Annotated in this window: 14 protein-coding genes; all 14 read left to right on the top strand. The window is 66.9% G+C overall.

Going from position 1 to position 14,157, the window contains the following annotated elements:
* Nucleotides 1–61: 61 nt before the first annotated feature.
* The 14 genes from plsX to era all read left to right on the top strand — a co-directional run bounded on the left by plsX (nt 62) and on the right by era (nt 14,058).
* The gene (plsX, locus tag ACODRX_RS12820; RefSeq protein WP_488871889.1) at nt 62–1,105 is read left to right on the top strand and encodes a phosphate acyltransferase PlsX; all 1,044 of its coding nucleotides are present in this window, start codon (nt 62–64) and stop codon (nt 1,103–1,105) included.
* Between the two features lie 5 nt (nt 1,106–1,110).
* Entirely contained in the window at nt 1,111–2,088 is a 978-nt protein-coding gene (locus ACODRX_RS12815; protein WP_488871888.1) for a beta-ketoacyl-ACP synthase III, read from the top strand.
* 50 nt (nt 2,089–2,138) lie between these two features.
* Nucleotides 2,139–3,089 (top strand): ACP S-malonyltransferase, encoded by a 951-nt coding sequence (gene fabD, locus ACODRX_RS12810; protein WP_488871887.1) that lies wholly within the window; start codon nt 2,139–2,141, stop codon nt 3,087–3,089.
* Nucleotides 3,086–3,841 carry a 3-oxoacyl-ACP reductase FabG gene (gene fabG, locus ACODRX_RS12805; protein WP_488871886.1) on the top strand — a complete coding sequence of 252 codons (756 nt, stop codon included), beginning with the start codon at nt 3,086–3,088 and terminating at the stop codon, nt 3,839–3,841. Before fabD ends, fabG begins: the two co-directional genes overlap by 4 nt.
* A gap of 113 nt (nt 3,842–3,954) precedes the next feature.
* The gene (acpP, locus tag ACODRX_RS12800) at nt 3,955–4,194 is read left to right on the top strand and encodes an acyl carrier protein (RefSeq protein ID WP_460480271.1); all 240 of its coding nucleotides are present in this window, start codon (nt 3,955–3,957) and stop codon (nt 4,192–4,194) included.
* A gap of 151 nt (nt 4,195–4,345) precedes the next feature.
* Nucleotides 4,346–5,590, top strand: coding sequence for a beta-ketoacyl-ACP synthase II (gene fabF, locus ACODRX_RS12795; RefSeq protein WP_488871885.1), 1,245 nt, complete (start codon nt 4,346–4,348; stop codon nt 5,588–5,590).
* 134 nt (nt 5,591–5,724) lie between these two features.
* The gene (locus ACODRX_RS12790) at nt 5,725–6,171 is read left to right on the top strand and encodes a hypothetical protein (RefSeq protein WP_488871884.1); all 447 of its coding nucleotides are present in this window, start codon (nt 5,725–5,727) and stop codon (nt 6,169–6,171) included.
* 149 nt (nt 6,172–6,320) lie between these two features.
* The gene (gene rpoE / locus ACODRX_RS12785; protein ID WP_488871883.1) at nt 6,321–6,959 is read left to right on the top strand and encodes an RNA polymerase sigma factor RpoE; all 639 of its coding nucleotides are present in this window, start codon (nt 6,321–6,323) and stop codon (nt 6,957–6,959) included.
* A 41-nt stretch (nt 6,960–7,000) separates the two neighbouring features.
* On the top strand, nt 7,001–7,735 hold the full coding sequence (locus ACODRX_RS12780; RefSeq protein WP_488871882.1) for a sigma-E factor negative regulatory protein: 735 nt from the start codon (nt 7,001–7,003) through the stop codon (nt 7,733–7,735).
* Nucleotides 7,736–7,927: 192 nt separating this feature from the next.
* Nucleotides 7,928–9,409: a DegQ family serine endoprotease gene (locus ACODRX_RS12775; RefSeq protein WP_488871881.1), complete on the top strand. Its 1,482-nt coding sequence runs from the start codon at nt 7,928–7,930 to the stop codon at nt 9,407–9,409.
* A gap of 102 nt (nt 9,410–9,511) precedes the next feature.
* A complete protein-coding gene (gene lepA / locus ACODRX_RS12770; protein WP_488871880.1) occupies nt 9,512–11,320 on the top strand; it encodes a translation elongation factor 4 in 1,809 nt (602 codons plus the stop codon).
* A gap of 13 nt (nt 11,321–11,333) precedes the next feature.
* Nucleotides 11,334–12,299, top strand: a complete 966-nt coding sequence (gene lepB, locus ACODRX_RS12765; protein ID WP_488871879.1) for a signal peptidase I — start codon at nt 11,334–11,336, stop codon at nt 12,297–12,299.
* A gap of 30 nt (nt 12,300–12,329) precedes the next feature.
* Nucleotides 12,330–13,016: a ribonuclease III gene (rnc, locus tag ACODRX_RS12760; RefSeq protein WP_488871878.1), complete on the top strand. Its 687-nt coding sequence runs from the start codon at nt 12,330–12,332 to the stop codon at nt 13,014–13,016.
* 7 nt (nt 13,017–13,023) lie between these two features.
* Nucleotides 13,024–14,058 carry a GTPase Era gene (era, locus tag ACODRX_RS12755; RefSeq protein ID WP_488871877.1) on the top strand — a complete coding sequence of 345 codons (1,035 nt, stop codon included), beginning with the start codon at nt 13,024–13,026 and terminating at the stop codon, nt 14,056–14,058.
* Nucleotides 14,059–14,157 lie beyond the last annotated feature (99 nt).

The following is a 14,157-nucleotide window of genomic DNA, read 5'->3' as shown; positions in this document are numbered from 1 at the left end:
TTGCCTATTCTGCGGCAGAATAGTCAGGTTTGTTTGGGCTGTTTGAGCTTCTTGTCTACATATGATCACTTTGGCTGTTGACTGCATGGGAGGGGACGCCGGGCCGCCGGTGACCCTGGAGGCCTGCAAACGTTTTCTCGACAAGCACCCCGAGGCGCGCCTGCTGCTGGTGGGCCAGGCCGAGCGCCTGCAACCATTCGAGCACGAACGCGCCAGCGTGGTGGTGGCCAGCGAGGTCGTCACCATGGACGATCCGGTCGAGGTGGCGCTGCGCAAGAAGAAGGACTCGTCCATGCGCGTGGCGATTGCCCAGGTCAAGTCCGGCGCCGCGCAGGTCGCGGTCTCGGCCGGCAACACTGGCGCGCTGATGGCCATTGCCCGCTACCTGCTCAAGACGCTGGACGGCATCGACCGCCCGGCCATCGCCACGCAGATGCCGCATGCCAAGGGCGGCGCCACCACGGTGCTCGACCTGGGCGCCAACGTCGACTGCTCGGCCGAGCACCTGCTGCAGTTCGCGGTGATGGGCACCGCCCTGGTCGGCGCGCTGCAGGACAAGGACAACCCCAGCGTGGGCCTGCTCAACATCGGCGAGGAAGCCATCAAGGGCAGCGAGACCATCAAGCGCGCCGGCGAGCTGCTGCGCGCCGCGGGGCAGGCGGGCGACCTGAACTTCTTCGGCAATGTCGAGGGCAACGATATCTACAAGGGCACCGTGGATATCGTGGTCTGCGACGGCTTCGTGGGCAATGTGGCGCTCAAGGCCAGCGAGGGCGTGGCCAGCATGATCGTGGGCGGACTCAAGCAAGAGTTCAAGCGCAATATCTTCACAAAAATGGCTGCCATCATCGCTTATCCGGTGCTATCTGCGCTGATGAGGCGCATGGACCACCGCCGCTACAACGGCGCGGCGCTGCTCGGGCTGCGCGGCCTGGTGTTCAAGAGCCATGGCTCGGCCGACGTGCTGGGCTTCGAGCAGGCGCTCAACCGCGCCTACGAGGCGGCCCGCCACGACCTGGTCGGGCGGGTGCAGGCCAAGATCGAGCATGCGGCACATCTGTTGGTGCCCGCGGGCGCTATAGTCACGGAATCGTCATCCTCCTGAATCTGATGCAAATCTATTCCCGCATTACCGGAACCGGCAGCTACCTGCCGCCGCGCCGGGTGACCAACGACGAGCTGGCGGCCGAGATGGCAACGCGCGGCCTGGAGACTTCCGACGAGTGGATCGTGGAGCGCACCGGCATCAAGGCCCGCCATTTCGCGGCCCCCGAAGTGACCAGCAGCGACCTGGCGCTCGAAGCCTCGAAGAACGCGCTGCAGGCCGCGGGCCTGCAGCCCACCGACATCGATCTGATCATCTTCGCCACCTCCACGCCGGACATGGTGTTCCCCTCGTCCGCCTGCATACTGCAGAACAAGCTGGGCGCCAACGGCTGCCCCGCGTTCGACGTGCAGGCCGTGTGCAGCGGCTTCGTCTATGCACTGTCGGTGGCCGATGCGATGATCAAGGCCGGCACCGCCCGGCGCGCCCTGGTGGTTGGCGCCGAGGTCTTCAGCCGCATCCTCAACTTCAACGACCGCACCACCTGCGTGCTGTTCGGCGACGGCGCGGGCGCGGTGGTGCTCGAAGCCGCCAGCGAGCCCGGCATCCTGGCGAGCGAGCTGCGTGCCGACGGCAGCCATGTAGGCATCCTGTGCGTGCCGGGCCACGTCTCGGGCGGCCAGGTGATCGGCGAGCCGCTGCTGCACATGGACGGCCAGGCGGTCTTCAAGCTCGCGGTGGGCGTGCTCGACAAGGCGGCCCGCGCCACGCTGGCCAAGGCCGGCCTGACCGAATCCGACATCGACTGGCTGGTGCCGCACCAGGCCAACCTGCGCATCATGCAGGGCACGGCCAAGCGGCTGAAGCTGCCGCCCGAGAAGGTCGTGGTCACGGTTGACCAGCACGGCAACACCTCGGCCGCATCGATACCGCTGGCGCTCGACCATGCGGTGCGCGCCGGCCAGATCCGCAAGGGCCAGCATGTGCTGCTCGAAGGCGTGGGCGGCGGCTTCACCTGGGGGGCGGTGCTCATCAAGATGTAGCGCCAGGCTATTCGTACATAGGCAGTCGAAGCACTTTTGATACCAAGAACATGAAGAAATTCGCATTTGTATTCCCCGGCCAGGGCTCGCAATCGGTGGGCATGCTCGATGCCTGGGGCGAGCACCCGGCGGTGCGCGAGGCGGTGCAGGAAGCCTCCGATGCGCTGGGCGAGGACCTGGGCGCGCTGATCCATGGCGGCCCCAAGGAAGCGCTGGCGCTGACCGCCAACACCCAGCCGGTGATGCTGCTGGCCGGCGTGGCCGCCTGGCGCGTGTGGCGCGCCGAGGGCGGCGCGCTGCCGCTGGCGCTGGCCGGGCATTCGCTGGGCGAGTATTCGGCCCTGGTGGCCGCCGGCGTGCTGACGCTGGCGCAGGCCGCGCCGCTGGTGCGCCTGCGCGGCGCGGCCATGCAGGAGGCGGTGCCGGTGGGCGTGGGCGCCATGGCCGCGGTGCTGGGCATGGAGGCCGGCAAGGTCATCGAAGGCTGCCGCGAGGCGGCCGCATCCTTCGGCCCGGGTTCGGCCGAAGTGGTCGAGGCGGTGAACTTCAACGACCCGGCCCAGACCGTGATCGCCGGCACCAAGGCCGGCGTGGACAAGGCCTGCGAGCTGCTGAAGGCGGCCGGCGCCAAGCGCGCGCTGCCGCTGCCGGTGTCGGCGCCGTTCCACTCCAGCCTGATGAAGCCCGCGGCCGAAAAGCTCAAGGCCGCGCTGGCCGGCCTGCAGCTGCAGGCGCCGCAGATCCCGGTGCTCAACAACGTCGACGTGGCGGTGGTGCAGGACGCGGACGCGATCCGCGACGCGCTGTACCGCCAGGCCTTCGGCCCGGTGCGCTGGGTCGAGTGCGTGCAGCAGCTGCGCCAGATGGGCGCCACGCATCTGGTAGAGTGCGGCCCTGGCAAGGTGCTGACGGGCATGACCAAGCGCATCGATGCGGAACTGGTCGGCGCCACCATCTTCGACCCTGCCACGCTGAAAGAAACCCAGGAACTCCTCGCATGACCGAAACCACCGCAAGCTCGCCCGCCCCGCAAGTCGCCCTGGTGACGGGGGCTTCCCGCGGCATCGGCGCCGCCATCGCCCAGGCGCTGGGCGCCGCCGGCTACCAGGTGGTGGGCACCGCCACCAGCGACGAGGGCGCGGCGCGCATCGGCCAGGCCCTGGCGGCCTTTCCCGGCTCGCGCGGGGTGAACCTGAACGTCAACGACGGCGCCGCCGTCGAGGCCCTGATCGACGAGATCGTCAAGACCCAGGGCGGCCTGCATGTGCTGGTCAACAACGCCGGCATCACCCGCGACACCCTGGCCATGCGCATGAAGGACGAGGACTGGGACGCGGTGCTGGGCACCAACCTCAAGGCCGTGTTCGGCGCCAGCCGTGCGGCCATCCGCCCGATGATGAAGCAGCGCTACGGCCGCATCATCAGCATCACCAGCGTGGTCGGCGCATCCGGCAATGCCGGCCAGGCCAACTACGCGGCCGCCAAGGCCGGCGTCGCCGGCATGACGCGCTCGCTGGCCAAGGAGCTGGGCAGCCGCGGCATCACGGTCAACTGCGTGGCCCCGGGCTTCATCGAGACCGACATGACCGCCCAGCTGCCAGAAGAGCAGAAGAAGGCGCTGCAGTCGCAGATCGCCCTCGGCAAGCTCGGCCAGCCGCAAGACATTGCCAACGCCGTGGTCTATCTCGCGTCCAAGGGCGCGGGCTACGTGACCGGGCAGGAGCTGCATGTCAACGGCGGCATGTACATGTGATTTCCGGATATTCGGGAAAAGTCAATGCCGTTTCCTCGCGTCGGCAGCTTGCGCTCAGGTATTCCTGGTGCAGCTAGAATCGCGGGTTCATTCACAACCCCCAGAGGGAAACCATGAGCGATATCGAAGCACGTGTCAAAAAAATCATTGCCGAACAACTCGGCGTGGAAGAGTCTCAAGTCACCAACGAAAAGGCCTTCGTGGCTGATCTGGGCGCAGACTCGCTGGACACGGTCGAGCTGGTGATGGCCTTGGAAGACGAGTTCGAAATCGAGATCCCTGACGAAGACGCAGAAAAGATCACGACGGTGCAAAACGCCATCGACTACGCTACCAGCCACCAAAAGGCCTGATAGCGAAAGCGCTCGTTCCAGCGCTTTTTCTTCGTTCCTGTCGAGAAACCAGATTAGGGCTTACGCACCAGTGGGGCGCCTTGGCGGCCGCATTGCCGGCCATGCCGGAGCCTGTGCCGCGTAAGCCGTGCAGATCAGAAAGTTGTAACGCATGAGCCGTCGTCGCGTCGTCGTGACCGGCCTGGGTTGCATCAGCCCCGTGGGAAACACGGTGGCGGATGCCTGGGCCAATGTCCTGGCTGGTAAATCCGGCATTGACCTCATCACCAAGTTTGATACCACCGACTTCAGCTGCAAGATCGCGGGCGAGGTCAAGGGCTTCAATCTTGAGTCCTACATGAGTGCCAAGGAAGCGCGCACGATGGACAGCTTCATCCACTACGGCATCGCCGCGGCCCAGGAGGCCGTGAAGGATGCGGGCCTGCCCACCGGCGAAGCCCTGGATGAGGAGCTGGCGAGCCGCATCGGCTGCGTGATCGGCTCCGGCATCGGCGGCCTGCCGCTGATCGAGGACACCCACAGCGAATATGCGCGCCGCGGTGCGCGCCGCATCACGCCGTTCTTCGTGCCCGCGTCCATCATCAACATGGTGGCGGGCCATGTGTCGATGCGCTTCGGCTTCAAGGGGCCCAACCTGTCGGTGGTGACGGCCTGCACCACCGGCCTGCACAGCATCGGCGAGGCCGGCCGCATCATCGAGTACGGCGATGCCGACATCATGGTGGCGGGCGGAACCGAAGCCACCGTCTCGCCGCTGGGCGTGGGCGGCTTTGCCGCGATGCGCGCGCTGTCCACCCGCAACGACGACCCGCAGGCCGCCTCCCGTCCCTGGGACAAGGGCCGCGACGGCTTCGTGCTGGGCGAGGGCGCGGGCGTGCTGGTGCTCGAAGAGTACGAGCATGCCAAGGCCCGCGGCGCCAAGATCTACGCCGAGCTGCTGGGCTACGGCATGAGCGCCGACGCCGGCCACATGACCGCCCCGAACATGGACGGCCCGCGCCGCGCCATGCAGAACGCGCTGCGCAATGCCGGCATCAACGCCGACCAGGTCGACTACCTGAACGCGCACGGCACCTCCACCCCGCTGGGCGACCTCAACGAAACCAATGCCATCAAGGCGGCGCTGGGCGAGCACGCCAAGAAGATGGTGGTCAGCTCCACCAAGTCCATGACCGGCCACCTGCTGGGCGGCGCGGGCGGGCTGGAGAGCGTGTTCACCGTGATGGCGCTGCAGGAGCAGAAGATCCCGCCGACCATCAACCTGATCGACCAGGACCCGGAGTGCGACCTGGACTACTGCGCGAACGTCGCGCGCGATGCCAAGCTGGACATCGCGGTCAAGAACAACTTCGGCTTTGGCGGCACCAACGGCACGCTGGTATTCAAGCGCGTCTGATCCTCCATCCACGCCGCGCTGTGCGGCCAACTCTCAAAATGAGAGCTGCCAGCGCTTGTTTTATAAGGGATTGCGATTGAAAAATATCTGCATTGCTTATGAATCAAGCGCTGGCAGCTCTTGTTTTTGATAGCATGCGGCAGCTCGCGCCCGCACTGGCCCGGCCCCGCAGCTATCCGGCGCTTGCCGGCCGCCGCCTGCGCTGGTGCATCGCCATCTTCGGCGCGCTGGCGCTGGCCGTGCTGGCGGCCTGGGTTGCCGCCGCCGAAGGCTGGAGCCTGCGCTCGGCGCTGGCATGGCTGCTGTGGCTGGCCTGCTGCGGCTGGGCACTGGCCGCCGCCGGCGGGCCGCCTGCGCTACTCCACTGGGACGGCGCCGCCTGGTGGCTGCGCCCGCCCACTGGGCCCGCGGTGGCGGTTACCGGCCTGCGCATCGCCATCGATGGGCAGCGCTGGCTGCTGCTGCGCCTGCGGCTGCAGGCGCGCCCGGCCCGCTGGCTGCTGTTGCGCGCTTCGGATGCGGCCGCAAATCCGGCCGCCTGGCTGGGGATGCGCAGGTGCTTATACTCGACGGTTTGCTGATTTTCCCGGGGCCTTTTTTCAGCCGCTTCTCGGCCCCTGCGAGAGCGCGCCGGCGCGCGCCTCGATCCCGTTTTTACCCAGGCCCTATCCGCCCTATCGATCGTGAATCCAGAAACTCCTGCCCGCAACCCGGGTGAAAGCCGGCCTGCATGACGCCACAGCCCGCCACTGCCGAGCGCGCCAGCAGCGCCGACAGCGACTTCCAGCTGGTGCGCCAGACGGTCGCCGGCGACCAGAAGGCATTCGGCCTGCTGGTGATGAAATACCAGCGCCGCATCGAGCGCCTGATCGGGCGCATGGTGCGCGACGTCGACCTGGTGCCCGACCTGGCCCAGGAAACCTTTCTGCGCGCCTACCGCGCGCTGCCGCAGTTCCGCGGCGAGGCCCAGTTCTACACCTGGCTGTACCGGATCGCGGTGAACACCGCCAAGAAGGCGATGGCCGAGCTCAACCGCGACCCGGTGATGACCGAGGGCGCGCTGCGCAATGGCGACGATGATGACGAAACTTCTGCGCCCGGCCGGGAACTAATCAGCTCGGAAACGCCCGAAACCGTCATGGCGGCGCAGGAAATCGCCACCGCGGTGAACACCGCGATGGAGGCCTTGCCCGAGGAACTGCGCCAGGCCATCGTGCTGCGCGAGATCGAAGGCCTGTCGTACGAGGATATCGCCGAGGCGATGGACTGCCCGATCGGCACCGTGCGGTCGCGGATTTTCCGGGCGCGCGAGGCGATATCGGCCAAGGTCAAGCCGATGCTGGAACGCCAATCCGGCAAGCGCTGGTAAGTAGCTAGAGCTGAGGCTCAAGGATGAATGCGATGAAACCGATGACAAGCACAGAAAATGCCGCGTCCATCGAGATGCAGGAGCAGCTGTCGGCCCTGGTCGACGGCGAGCTGGACGAGCAGGCGCTGGCGCAGCTGCTGGCGCGCATGGACGAAGGCGGCGATGGCAGCGATGGTGGACTCCAGTTGCGCACGCACCAGGCGTGGCAGACCTACCACCTGATCGGCACAGCCCTGCGCGAGCCGCGGGGCGCCGCATCCTGCATGGGCTCGCAGGACTTTCTGCAGCGCCTGAACGCGCAGCTGGCGCTGGAGCAGCCGCTGTCGGCGCCGCCGCAGGCCTGGGAGCAGCGGCCACAGACGGAGGCGGCCGCGGTGGCGCAGCCGGTGCACCTGCCCCGGCGCGAGGCCGCCAACCAGTCGGTCTTCCGCTGGAAGATGCTCGCCGGCCTGGCCTCGCTGGCGGTGGTGTCGCTGCTGGGCTGGAACCTGATCGGTGGCGCGCCCGCGGACGGCGGCGCACGGCAGCTGGCGGCCAACACCCCGGCACCCACCACGGTGGCCACGCAGACCCTGGTGCAGATGCCGGTCACCGTGGGGCAGAACGCCTCGGTGATGCTGCGCGATCCGCGCCTGGACGAGTTGCTCGCGGCGCGCGGCCAGATCGGCGGCACCGCCAACCTGCAGATGCCGGCGGGCTTTCTGCGCAATGCCACCTTTGCCGAAGAAAAGCGGCAGGGCGGCAACTGCGCCGACAAGGCCTCGCGGCTGTGCTGAACGGCGGCGCCTAGGGTCGAAAAAGCACCTGGATACAGGTGCTTTTTGTTTTGCGCTTGAATCAGCCGCGGTCACTACCATATGCGCAGCAGGCGCGCGCGGGCGGGAGAGGCCGGTAACCTGGGAACCATTTGCATGCCAGGGCTTCATATCACTGGGCCGCGCCGCGGCAACCAAACAACAAGGAGTGCTATGTCCGGAAATCGTTGGAAGTCCATTCAGGTCAGTGCGCTGGCGGCCATGCTGGCGGCCATGCTGGCGGTCACCAGTGCCGCCATGCTGCCGCTGGCGGCCGAGGCGCAGGCGGCGCCGGTGGTGCGGGGGCTGCCCGACTTCACCGAACTCGTGGACCAGGTCGGGCCGTCGGTGGTCAACATCCGCACGATGGAGAAGGTGTCCAGCCGCCAGGGGCCGGGCGGCATCGATCCCGACATGCTCGAATTCTTCAAGCGCTTCGGCATCCCCGTGCCCCAGGTGCCGCGCCAGCAGCGGCCGCAAAAGCCCGATTCGGACGAAGAGCAGCCCAGCGGCCTGGGCTCGGGCTTCATCCTCACCTCGGACGGCTATGTGATGACCAATGCCCACGTGGTGGACGGGGCCGACGACGTCATCGTCACGCTCACCGACAAGCGCGAATTCAAGGCCAAGATCGTGGGCGCGGACAAGCGCACCGACGTGGCCGTGGTGAAGATCGACGCCACCGGCCTGCCGGCGGTGAAGATCGGCGACGTCAACCAGCTCAAGGTGGGCGAGTGGGTGATGGCGATCGGCTCGCCGTTCGGCCTCGAGAACTCGGTCACCGCCGGCATCGTCAGCGCCAAGCAGCGCGACACCGGCGACTACCTGCCCTTCATCCAGACCGACGTGGCCATCAACCCCGGTAATTCGGGCGGCCCGCTGCTGAACATGCGCGGCGAGGTGGTGGGCATCAACAGCCAGATCTACTCGCGCTCGGGCGGCTTCATGGGCATTTCGTTCTCGATCCCGATCGACGAGGCGGTGCGCGTGAGCGACCAGCTGCGCGCCACCGGCCGCGTGGTGCGCGGCAAGATCGGCGTGCAGATCGCCACCGTCAGCAAGGACGTGGCCGAGTCCATCGGCCTGGGCAAGGCGCAGGGCGCGCTGGTGACCGGCATCGAGGCGGGCTCGCCCGCGGAGAAGGCCGGCATCGAGGCTGGCGACGTGATCACCAAGTTCGACGGCAAGCCGCTGGAAAAGCTCGCCGACCTGCCGCGCTGGGTGGGCAACACCAAGCCCGGCAGCAAGAGCGCGGTGACGGTGTTCCGCCGCGGCAAGTCGCTGGACCTGCCCATCACCATCGTCGAAGTGCCTGCCGAGGGCTCGGCGGTGGCCAAGGCCGCCTCCAAGCAGTCCGACAAAGGCAAGGCCTCGGCCTCGGCCCAGCAGCTGGGCCTGGTGGTGAGCGAGCTGAGCGAGGCGCAGAAGAAATCGCTCAAGGTCAAGGGCGGCGTGCAGATCGTCTCGGCCGACGAGGGCGCGGCGCGCGCGGGGCTGAAGGCCGGCGACGTGATCCTGGCCATTGCCAATGTGGAGATCCACGACACCAAGGAGTTCGAGGCGGCGGTGGCCAAGGCGGACAAGTCCAAGCCGGTGAACGTGCTGTTTCGGCGTGGCGACTGGGCGCAGTACGTACTCATTCGTCCGGTCAAGTAAGCGTTGCTACAATGCCGGCTTCTGCCGCTTGCCGGGCGGCCTATGAGAAAGACGCCTTGCGGGGCGTCTTTTTTCGCTAAGGCGTATTTTTCCTGATCGTTGATGCAGCACATCCGCAATTTCTCCATCATTGCCCATATTGACCATGGCAAATCCACGCTGGCAGACCGGCTGATCCAGCGCTGCGGCGGCTTGGCCGAGCGCGACATGGAGGCCCAGGTGCTGGACTCGATGGACATCGAGAAGGAGCGCGGCATCACCATCAAGGCCCAGACCGCCGCGCTGCAGTACAAGGCCCAGGACGGCCAGGTCTACAACCTGAACCTGATCGACACGCCCGGCCACGTCGACTTCTCGTACGAGGTGAGCCGCTCGCTGTCGGCCTGCGAGGGCGCGCTGCTGGTGGTCGACGCCTCGCAGGGCGTCGAGGCCCAGACCGTGGCCAACTGCTACACCGCGCTCGACCTGGGCGTGGAGGTGATGGCGGTGCTCAACAAGATGGACCTGCCCCAGGCCGACCCGGACAACGCCAAGGCCGAGATCGAGGATGTGATCGGCATCGACGCCAGCGACGCGATTCCCTGCTCGGCCAAGACCGGCATGGGCATCGACGAGATCCTGGAGGCGGTGGTCGCCAAGGTGCCGCCACCCAAGGGCAAGCCCGAGGGCCCGCTGCGCGCGATGATCATCGACAGCTGGTTCGACGCCTATGTGGGCGTGGTCATGCTGGTGCGCGTGGTCGACGGCGAGCTCAAGAAGGGCGAGCGCTTCAAGATGATGGCCACGGGCGCCGCCTACGAGGCCAACAGCCTGGGCGTGTTCACCCCGGCCAACCAGCCGCGCGAGTCGCTCAAGGCCGGCGAGGTGGGCTACATCATCGCCGGCATCAAGGAGCTCAAGGCGGCCAAGGTGGGCGACACCATCACGCTGGAGAAGAAGCTGCCCAACAACGCCGGCCCGGCCAGCGAGGCGCTGCCCGGCTTCAAGGAAATCAAGCCCCAGGTGTTCGCCGGCCTGTACCCCACCGAGGCTTCCGAATACGACCAGCTGCGCGATGCGCTGGAGAAGCTGCAGCTCAACGACTCGTCGCTGCAGTTCGAGCCCGAGGTGTCGCAGGCGCTGGGCTTCGGCTTTCGCTGCGGCTTCCTGGGCCTGCTGCACATGGAGATCGTGCAGGAGCGCCTGGAGCGCGAGTTCGACCAGGACTTGATCACCACCGCGCCCAGCGTGGTCTACCAGGTGGTCAAGGGCGACGGCGAGGTGATCGACGTGGAGAACCCGTCCAAGATGCCCGAGGCCGGCCGCATCCAGGAGATCCGCGAGCCCATCGTCACCGTGCACCTGTACATGCCGCAAGACTATGTCGGCCCGGTGATGACCCTGGCCAACCAGAAGCGCGGCGTGCAGATGAACATGCAGTACCACGGCCGCCAGGTCATGCTCACCTACGAGCTGCCGCTGGGCGAGATCGTGCTCGATTTCTTCGACAAGCTCAAGTCGGTGTCGCGCGGCTATGCGTCGATGGACTACGAGTTCAAGGAATACCGCGCCTCCGACGTGGTCAAGGTCGACATCCTGCTCAACGGCGAGAAGGTCGATGCGCTGTCCATCATCGTGCACCGCAGCCAATCCACCTATCGCGGCCGCGCGGTGGTGGCCAAGATGCGCGAGATCATCAGCCGCCAGCAGTTCGACGTGGCCATCCAGGCGGCGATCGGCGCCAACATCATCGCGCGCGAGACCGTCAAGGCGCTGCGCAAGAACGTGCTGGCCAAGTGCTACGGCGGCGATATCACCCGCAAGCGCAAGCTGCTCGAAAAGCAGAAGGCCGGCAAGAAGCGCATGAAGCAGATCGGCTCGGTGGAAGTGCCGCAGGAGGCCTTCCTGGCGATCCTGCAGGTTGAAGAGTAAATCCCAAGGTGCTATGCAAATCCTGACATCGCTGATCCTGGCCGCATTCGTGGCCTACATGGGGGCCTGGTATACCGGCGCCATCGAAGGCAATTTCGCGCTGCTGCTGCTGCTGGCGACCGCGGTGACCGGGGCCTACTGGCTGGCCGAGCGCCTGCACTTCCTGCCGCGGCGGCGCGCGGCCGCGGCGGCGCTGGAGGCCTCGGCCGCCAAGCGCCGCGCCGAGCTCGACCAGATGGGCATCAAGAAGGTGGACACCGATGTCGAGGAAGGCAAGCAGCGCATCCTGATGCAGCCCTGGTGGCTGGACTGGACCGCGGGGCTGTTCCCGGTGATCGCGGTGGTCTTCGTGCTGCGCTCGTTTTTGTTCGAGCCGTTCAAGATCCCCTCGGGCTCGATGATCCCGACGCTGCTGGTGGGCGACCTGATCCTGGTCAACAAGTTCACCTACGGCGTGCGCCTGCCGGTGATCAACAAGAAGATCAGCGACGGCACGCCGCCCGCGCGCGGCGACGTGATGGTGTTCCGCTACCCGCCGCAGCCCAGCATGGACTACATCAAGCGCGTGGTGGGCGTGCCCGGCGACGAGGTGGCCTACCTGAACAAGCGCCTGACCATCAACGGCAAGCCGGTGCCCACCAGCAACATGCCGGACTACTTCGAGCAAGACGCGATGCGCTACTTCAAGCAGATCGAGGAACAGCTCGGCGAGAAGAAGCACCGCTCCATCATCAACCCCGACGTGCCCAACTTCGTGCAGGGCGCGAGCGACTTCAAGTACAAGGACAACTGCCGCTACAGCGTCGAAGGCGTGGTCTGCAAGGTGCCTGCGGGGCATTACTTCATGATGGGCGACAACCGCGACAATTCGCTGGACTCCCGCTACTGGGGCTTCGTGCCCGATGAGAACATCGTCGGCAAGGCCTTCTTCGTGTGGATGAACTTCGGCAATCTCAAGCGCATCGGCTCGTTCAACTAGGCGGGTATTCCGCAGCAAGGACCGGGGCAGGTGGACGACGCAGGCTTGCAAGCGCTGCAGCAGCGGCTGCAGCATAGTTTCGAGGACCCGGGCCTGGCGCGCCGGGCGCTGACGCATCGCAGCTTTTCGGCCGAGCACTACGAGCGCCTGGAGTTCCTGGGCGACTCGGTGCTAGGGCTGGCCGTGTCCACGCTGCTGTTCCAGCAGCTCAAGGGCACGCCCGAGGGCGATCTCTCGCGCATCCGCGCCAACCTGGTCAAGCAGGACACGCTGCACCAGATCGCCAGGCGGCTGCAGCTCGCGCCGCTGCTGCGCCTGGGTGAGGGCGAGGCCAAGTCCGGCGGCCGCGAGCGACCCTCGATCCTGGCGGATGCGGTGGAGGCGCTGATCGGCGCGGTCTACCTCGACGCAGGCTACGGCCGGGCCGAGGCGGTGGTGCACCGGCTGTATGCGGGCCTGGAGATATCCAAGGCCATGCCCGCGGCCTCGAAAGACCCCAAGACCGCGCTGCAGGAATGGCTGCAGGCACGGCGCAAGCCGGTGCCGCAGTACGAGGTGGCCAATATCTCCGGCGCGGCCCATGCGCAGACCTTCCATGTGCAGTGCACGGTGGCCGGGCTGCAGGCCCGCACGCTCGGGCAGGGCCCTTCGCGCCGCGCGGCCGAGCAGGCTGCCGCCGCGGCCATGTTGCAACAGCTGCAGGCGCAGCACCGATAATGTGTGAATGACTGATCCCACCCCTTCCGAAGCGGAGCAACCGCAATCCGCCGCCGATCTCGATGCCATGCTGGCCGCCGCCAAGCCGGGCGCCGGCGCGGCGCGCGCCGACGGCGCAGGCAGCGCCGAGGCCGATGCCGCGCCAGGCCCGCAGCGCTGCGGGCTGATCGCCATCGTCGGCAAGCCCAATGTGGGCAAGTCCACGCTGATGAATGCGCTGGTGGGCCAGAAGATCAGCATCACCTCGCGCAAGGCGCAGACCACGCGCCACCGCATCACCGGCATCCGCAGCCTGGGCAACACCCAGTTCGTGTTCGTCGACACGCCGGGCTTTCAGACCCGCCACAGCACCGCGCTGAACAAGTCGCTGAACAAGGCGGTGATGGGCGTGATCGGCGATGTGGACCTGATTCTTTTCGTGGTCGAGGCCGGCAGCTTCACGCTGGCCGACGCCAAGGTGCTGTCGCTGTTCAAGCCCGGCATTCCCACGCTGCTGATCGCCAACAAGCTCGACCAGGTGCACCGCCGCGCCGAGATCGCGCCGTGGCTGAAGGACATGCAGGAGCGCCACCCCTTCGCCGAGTTCGTGCCCATGTCGGCCAAGAACAAGGGCGACATCGAGCGCCTGTTCGGCATCTGCGCCAAATACCTGCCCGAGCAGCCCTGGTGGTATGCCGAGGACGAGCTGACCGACCGCAGCGAGAAATTCCTGGCCGGCGAGACGGTGCGCGAGAAGCTGTTCCGCTTCACCGGCGACGAGCTGCCCTATACCTCCACGGTGGTCATCGACAAGTTCGACGAAGAGCCCAGCAAGCAGCACAAGCGCTTCGTGCGCATCGCCGCGACCATCGTGGTCGAGCGCGACGGCCACAAGGCCATGGTGATCGGCGAGAAGGGCGAGCGCCTCAAGCGCATCAGCACCGAGGCGCGGCAGGAGCTGGAAAAACTCATGGACGCCAAGGTCTTCCTCGAAGTCTGGGTCAAGGTGCGCTCCGGCTGGGCCGACGACGAGGCGCGTGTACGCTCCTTCGGCTACGAATGAGCGGTGGCCCCCACGCTTGCTCACTGCGTGTAGCCGCTGCCCCCTGGGGGGGCCGGGCGGCGAAACCCCAGCGCCCTCTGGTGCATACCGCGCTGTAGC

It is taken from the genome of Comamonas sp. FG99 (genome assembly GCF_057808605.1).
This window is presented reverse-complemented; position numbering and strand designations above follow the sequence as displayed.

Coding starts and splice junctions, on each gene's coding strand:
- plsX (WP_488871889.1), top strand. CDS start 62: ATGATCACTTTGGCTGTTGACTGCATGGGAGGGGACGCCGGGCCGCCG.
- ACODRX_RS12815 (WP_488871888.1), top strand. CDS start 1,111: ATGCAAATCTATTCCCGCATTACCGGAACCGGCAGCTACCTGCCGCCG.
- fabD (WP_488871887.1), top strand. CDS start 2,139: ATGAAGAAATTCGCATTTGTATTCCCCGGCCAGGGCTCGCAATCGGTG.
- fabG (WP_488871886.1), top strand. CDS start 3,086: ATGACCGAAACCACCGCAAGCTCGCCCGCCCCGCAAGTCGCCCTGGTG.
- acpP (WP_460480271.1), top strand. CDS start 3,955: ATGAGCGATATCGAAGCACGTGTCAAAAAAATCATTGCCGAACAACTC.
- fabF (WP_488871885.1), top strand. CDS start 4,346: ATGAGCCGTCGTCGCGTCGTCGTGACCGGCCTGGGTTGCATCAGCCCC.
- ACODRX_RS12790 (WP_488871884.1), top strand. CDS start 5,725: ATGCGGCAGCTCGCGCCCGCACTGGCCCGGCCCCGCAGCTATCCGGCG.
- rpoE (WP_488871883.1), top strand. CDS start 6,321: ATGACGCCACAGCCCGCCACTGCCGAGCGCGCCAGCAGCGCCGACAGC.
- ACODRX_RS12780 (WP_488871882.1), top strand. CDS start 7,001: ATGACAAGCACAGAAAATGCCGCGTCCATCGAGATGCAGGAGCAGCTG.
- ACODRX_RS12775 (WP_488871881.1), top strand. CDS start 7,928: ATGTCCGGAAATCGTTGGAAGTCCATTCAGGTCAGTGCGCTGGCGGCC.
- lepA (WP_488871880.1), top strand. CDS start 9,512: ATGCAGCACATCCGCAATTTCTCCATCATTGCCCATATTGACCATGGC.
- lepB (WP_488871879.1), top strand. CDS start 11,334: ATGCAAATCCTGACATCGCTGATCCTGGCCGCATTCGTGGCCTACATG.
- era (WP_488871877.1), top strand. CDS start 13,024: ATGACTGATCCCACCCCTTCCGAAGCGGAGCAACCGCAATCCGCCGCC.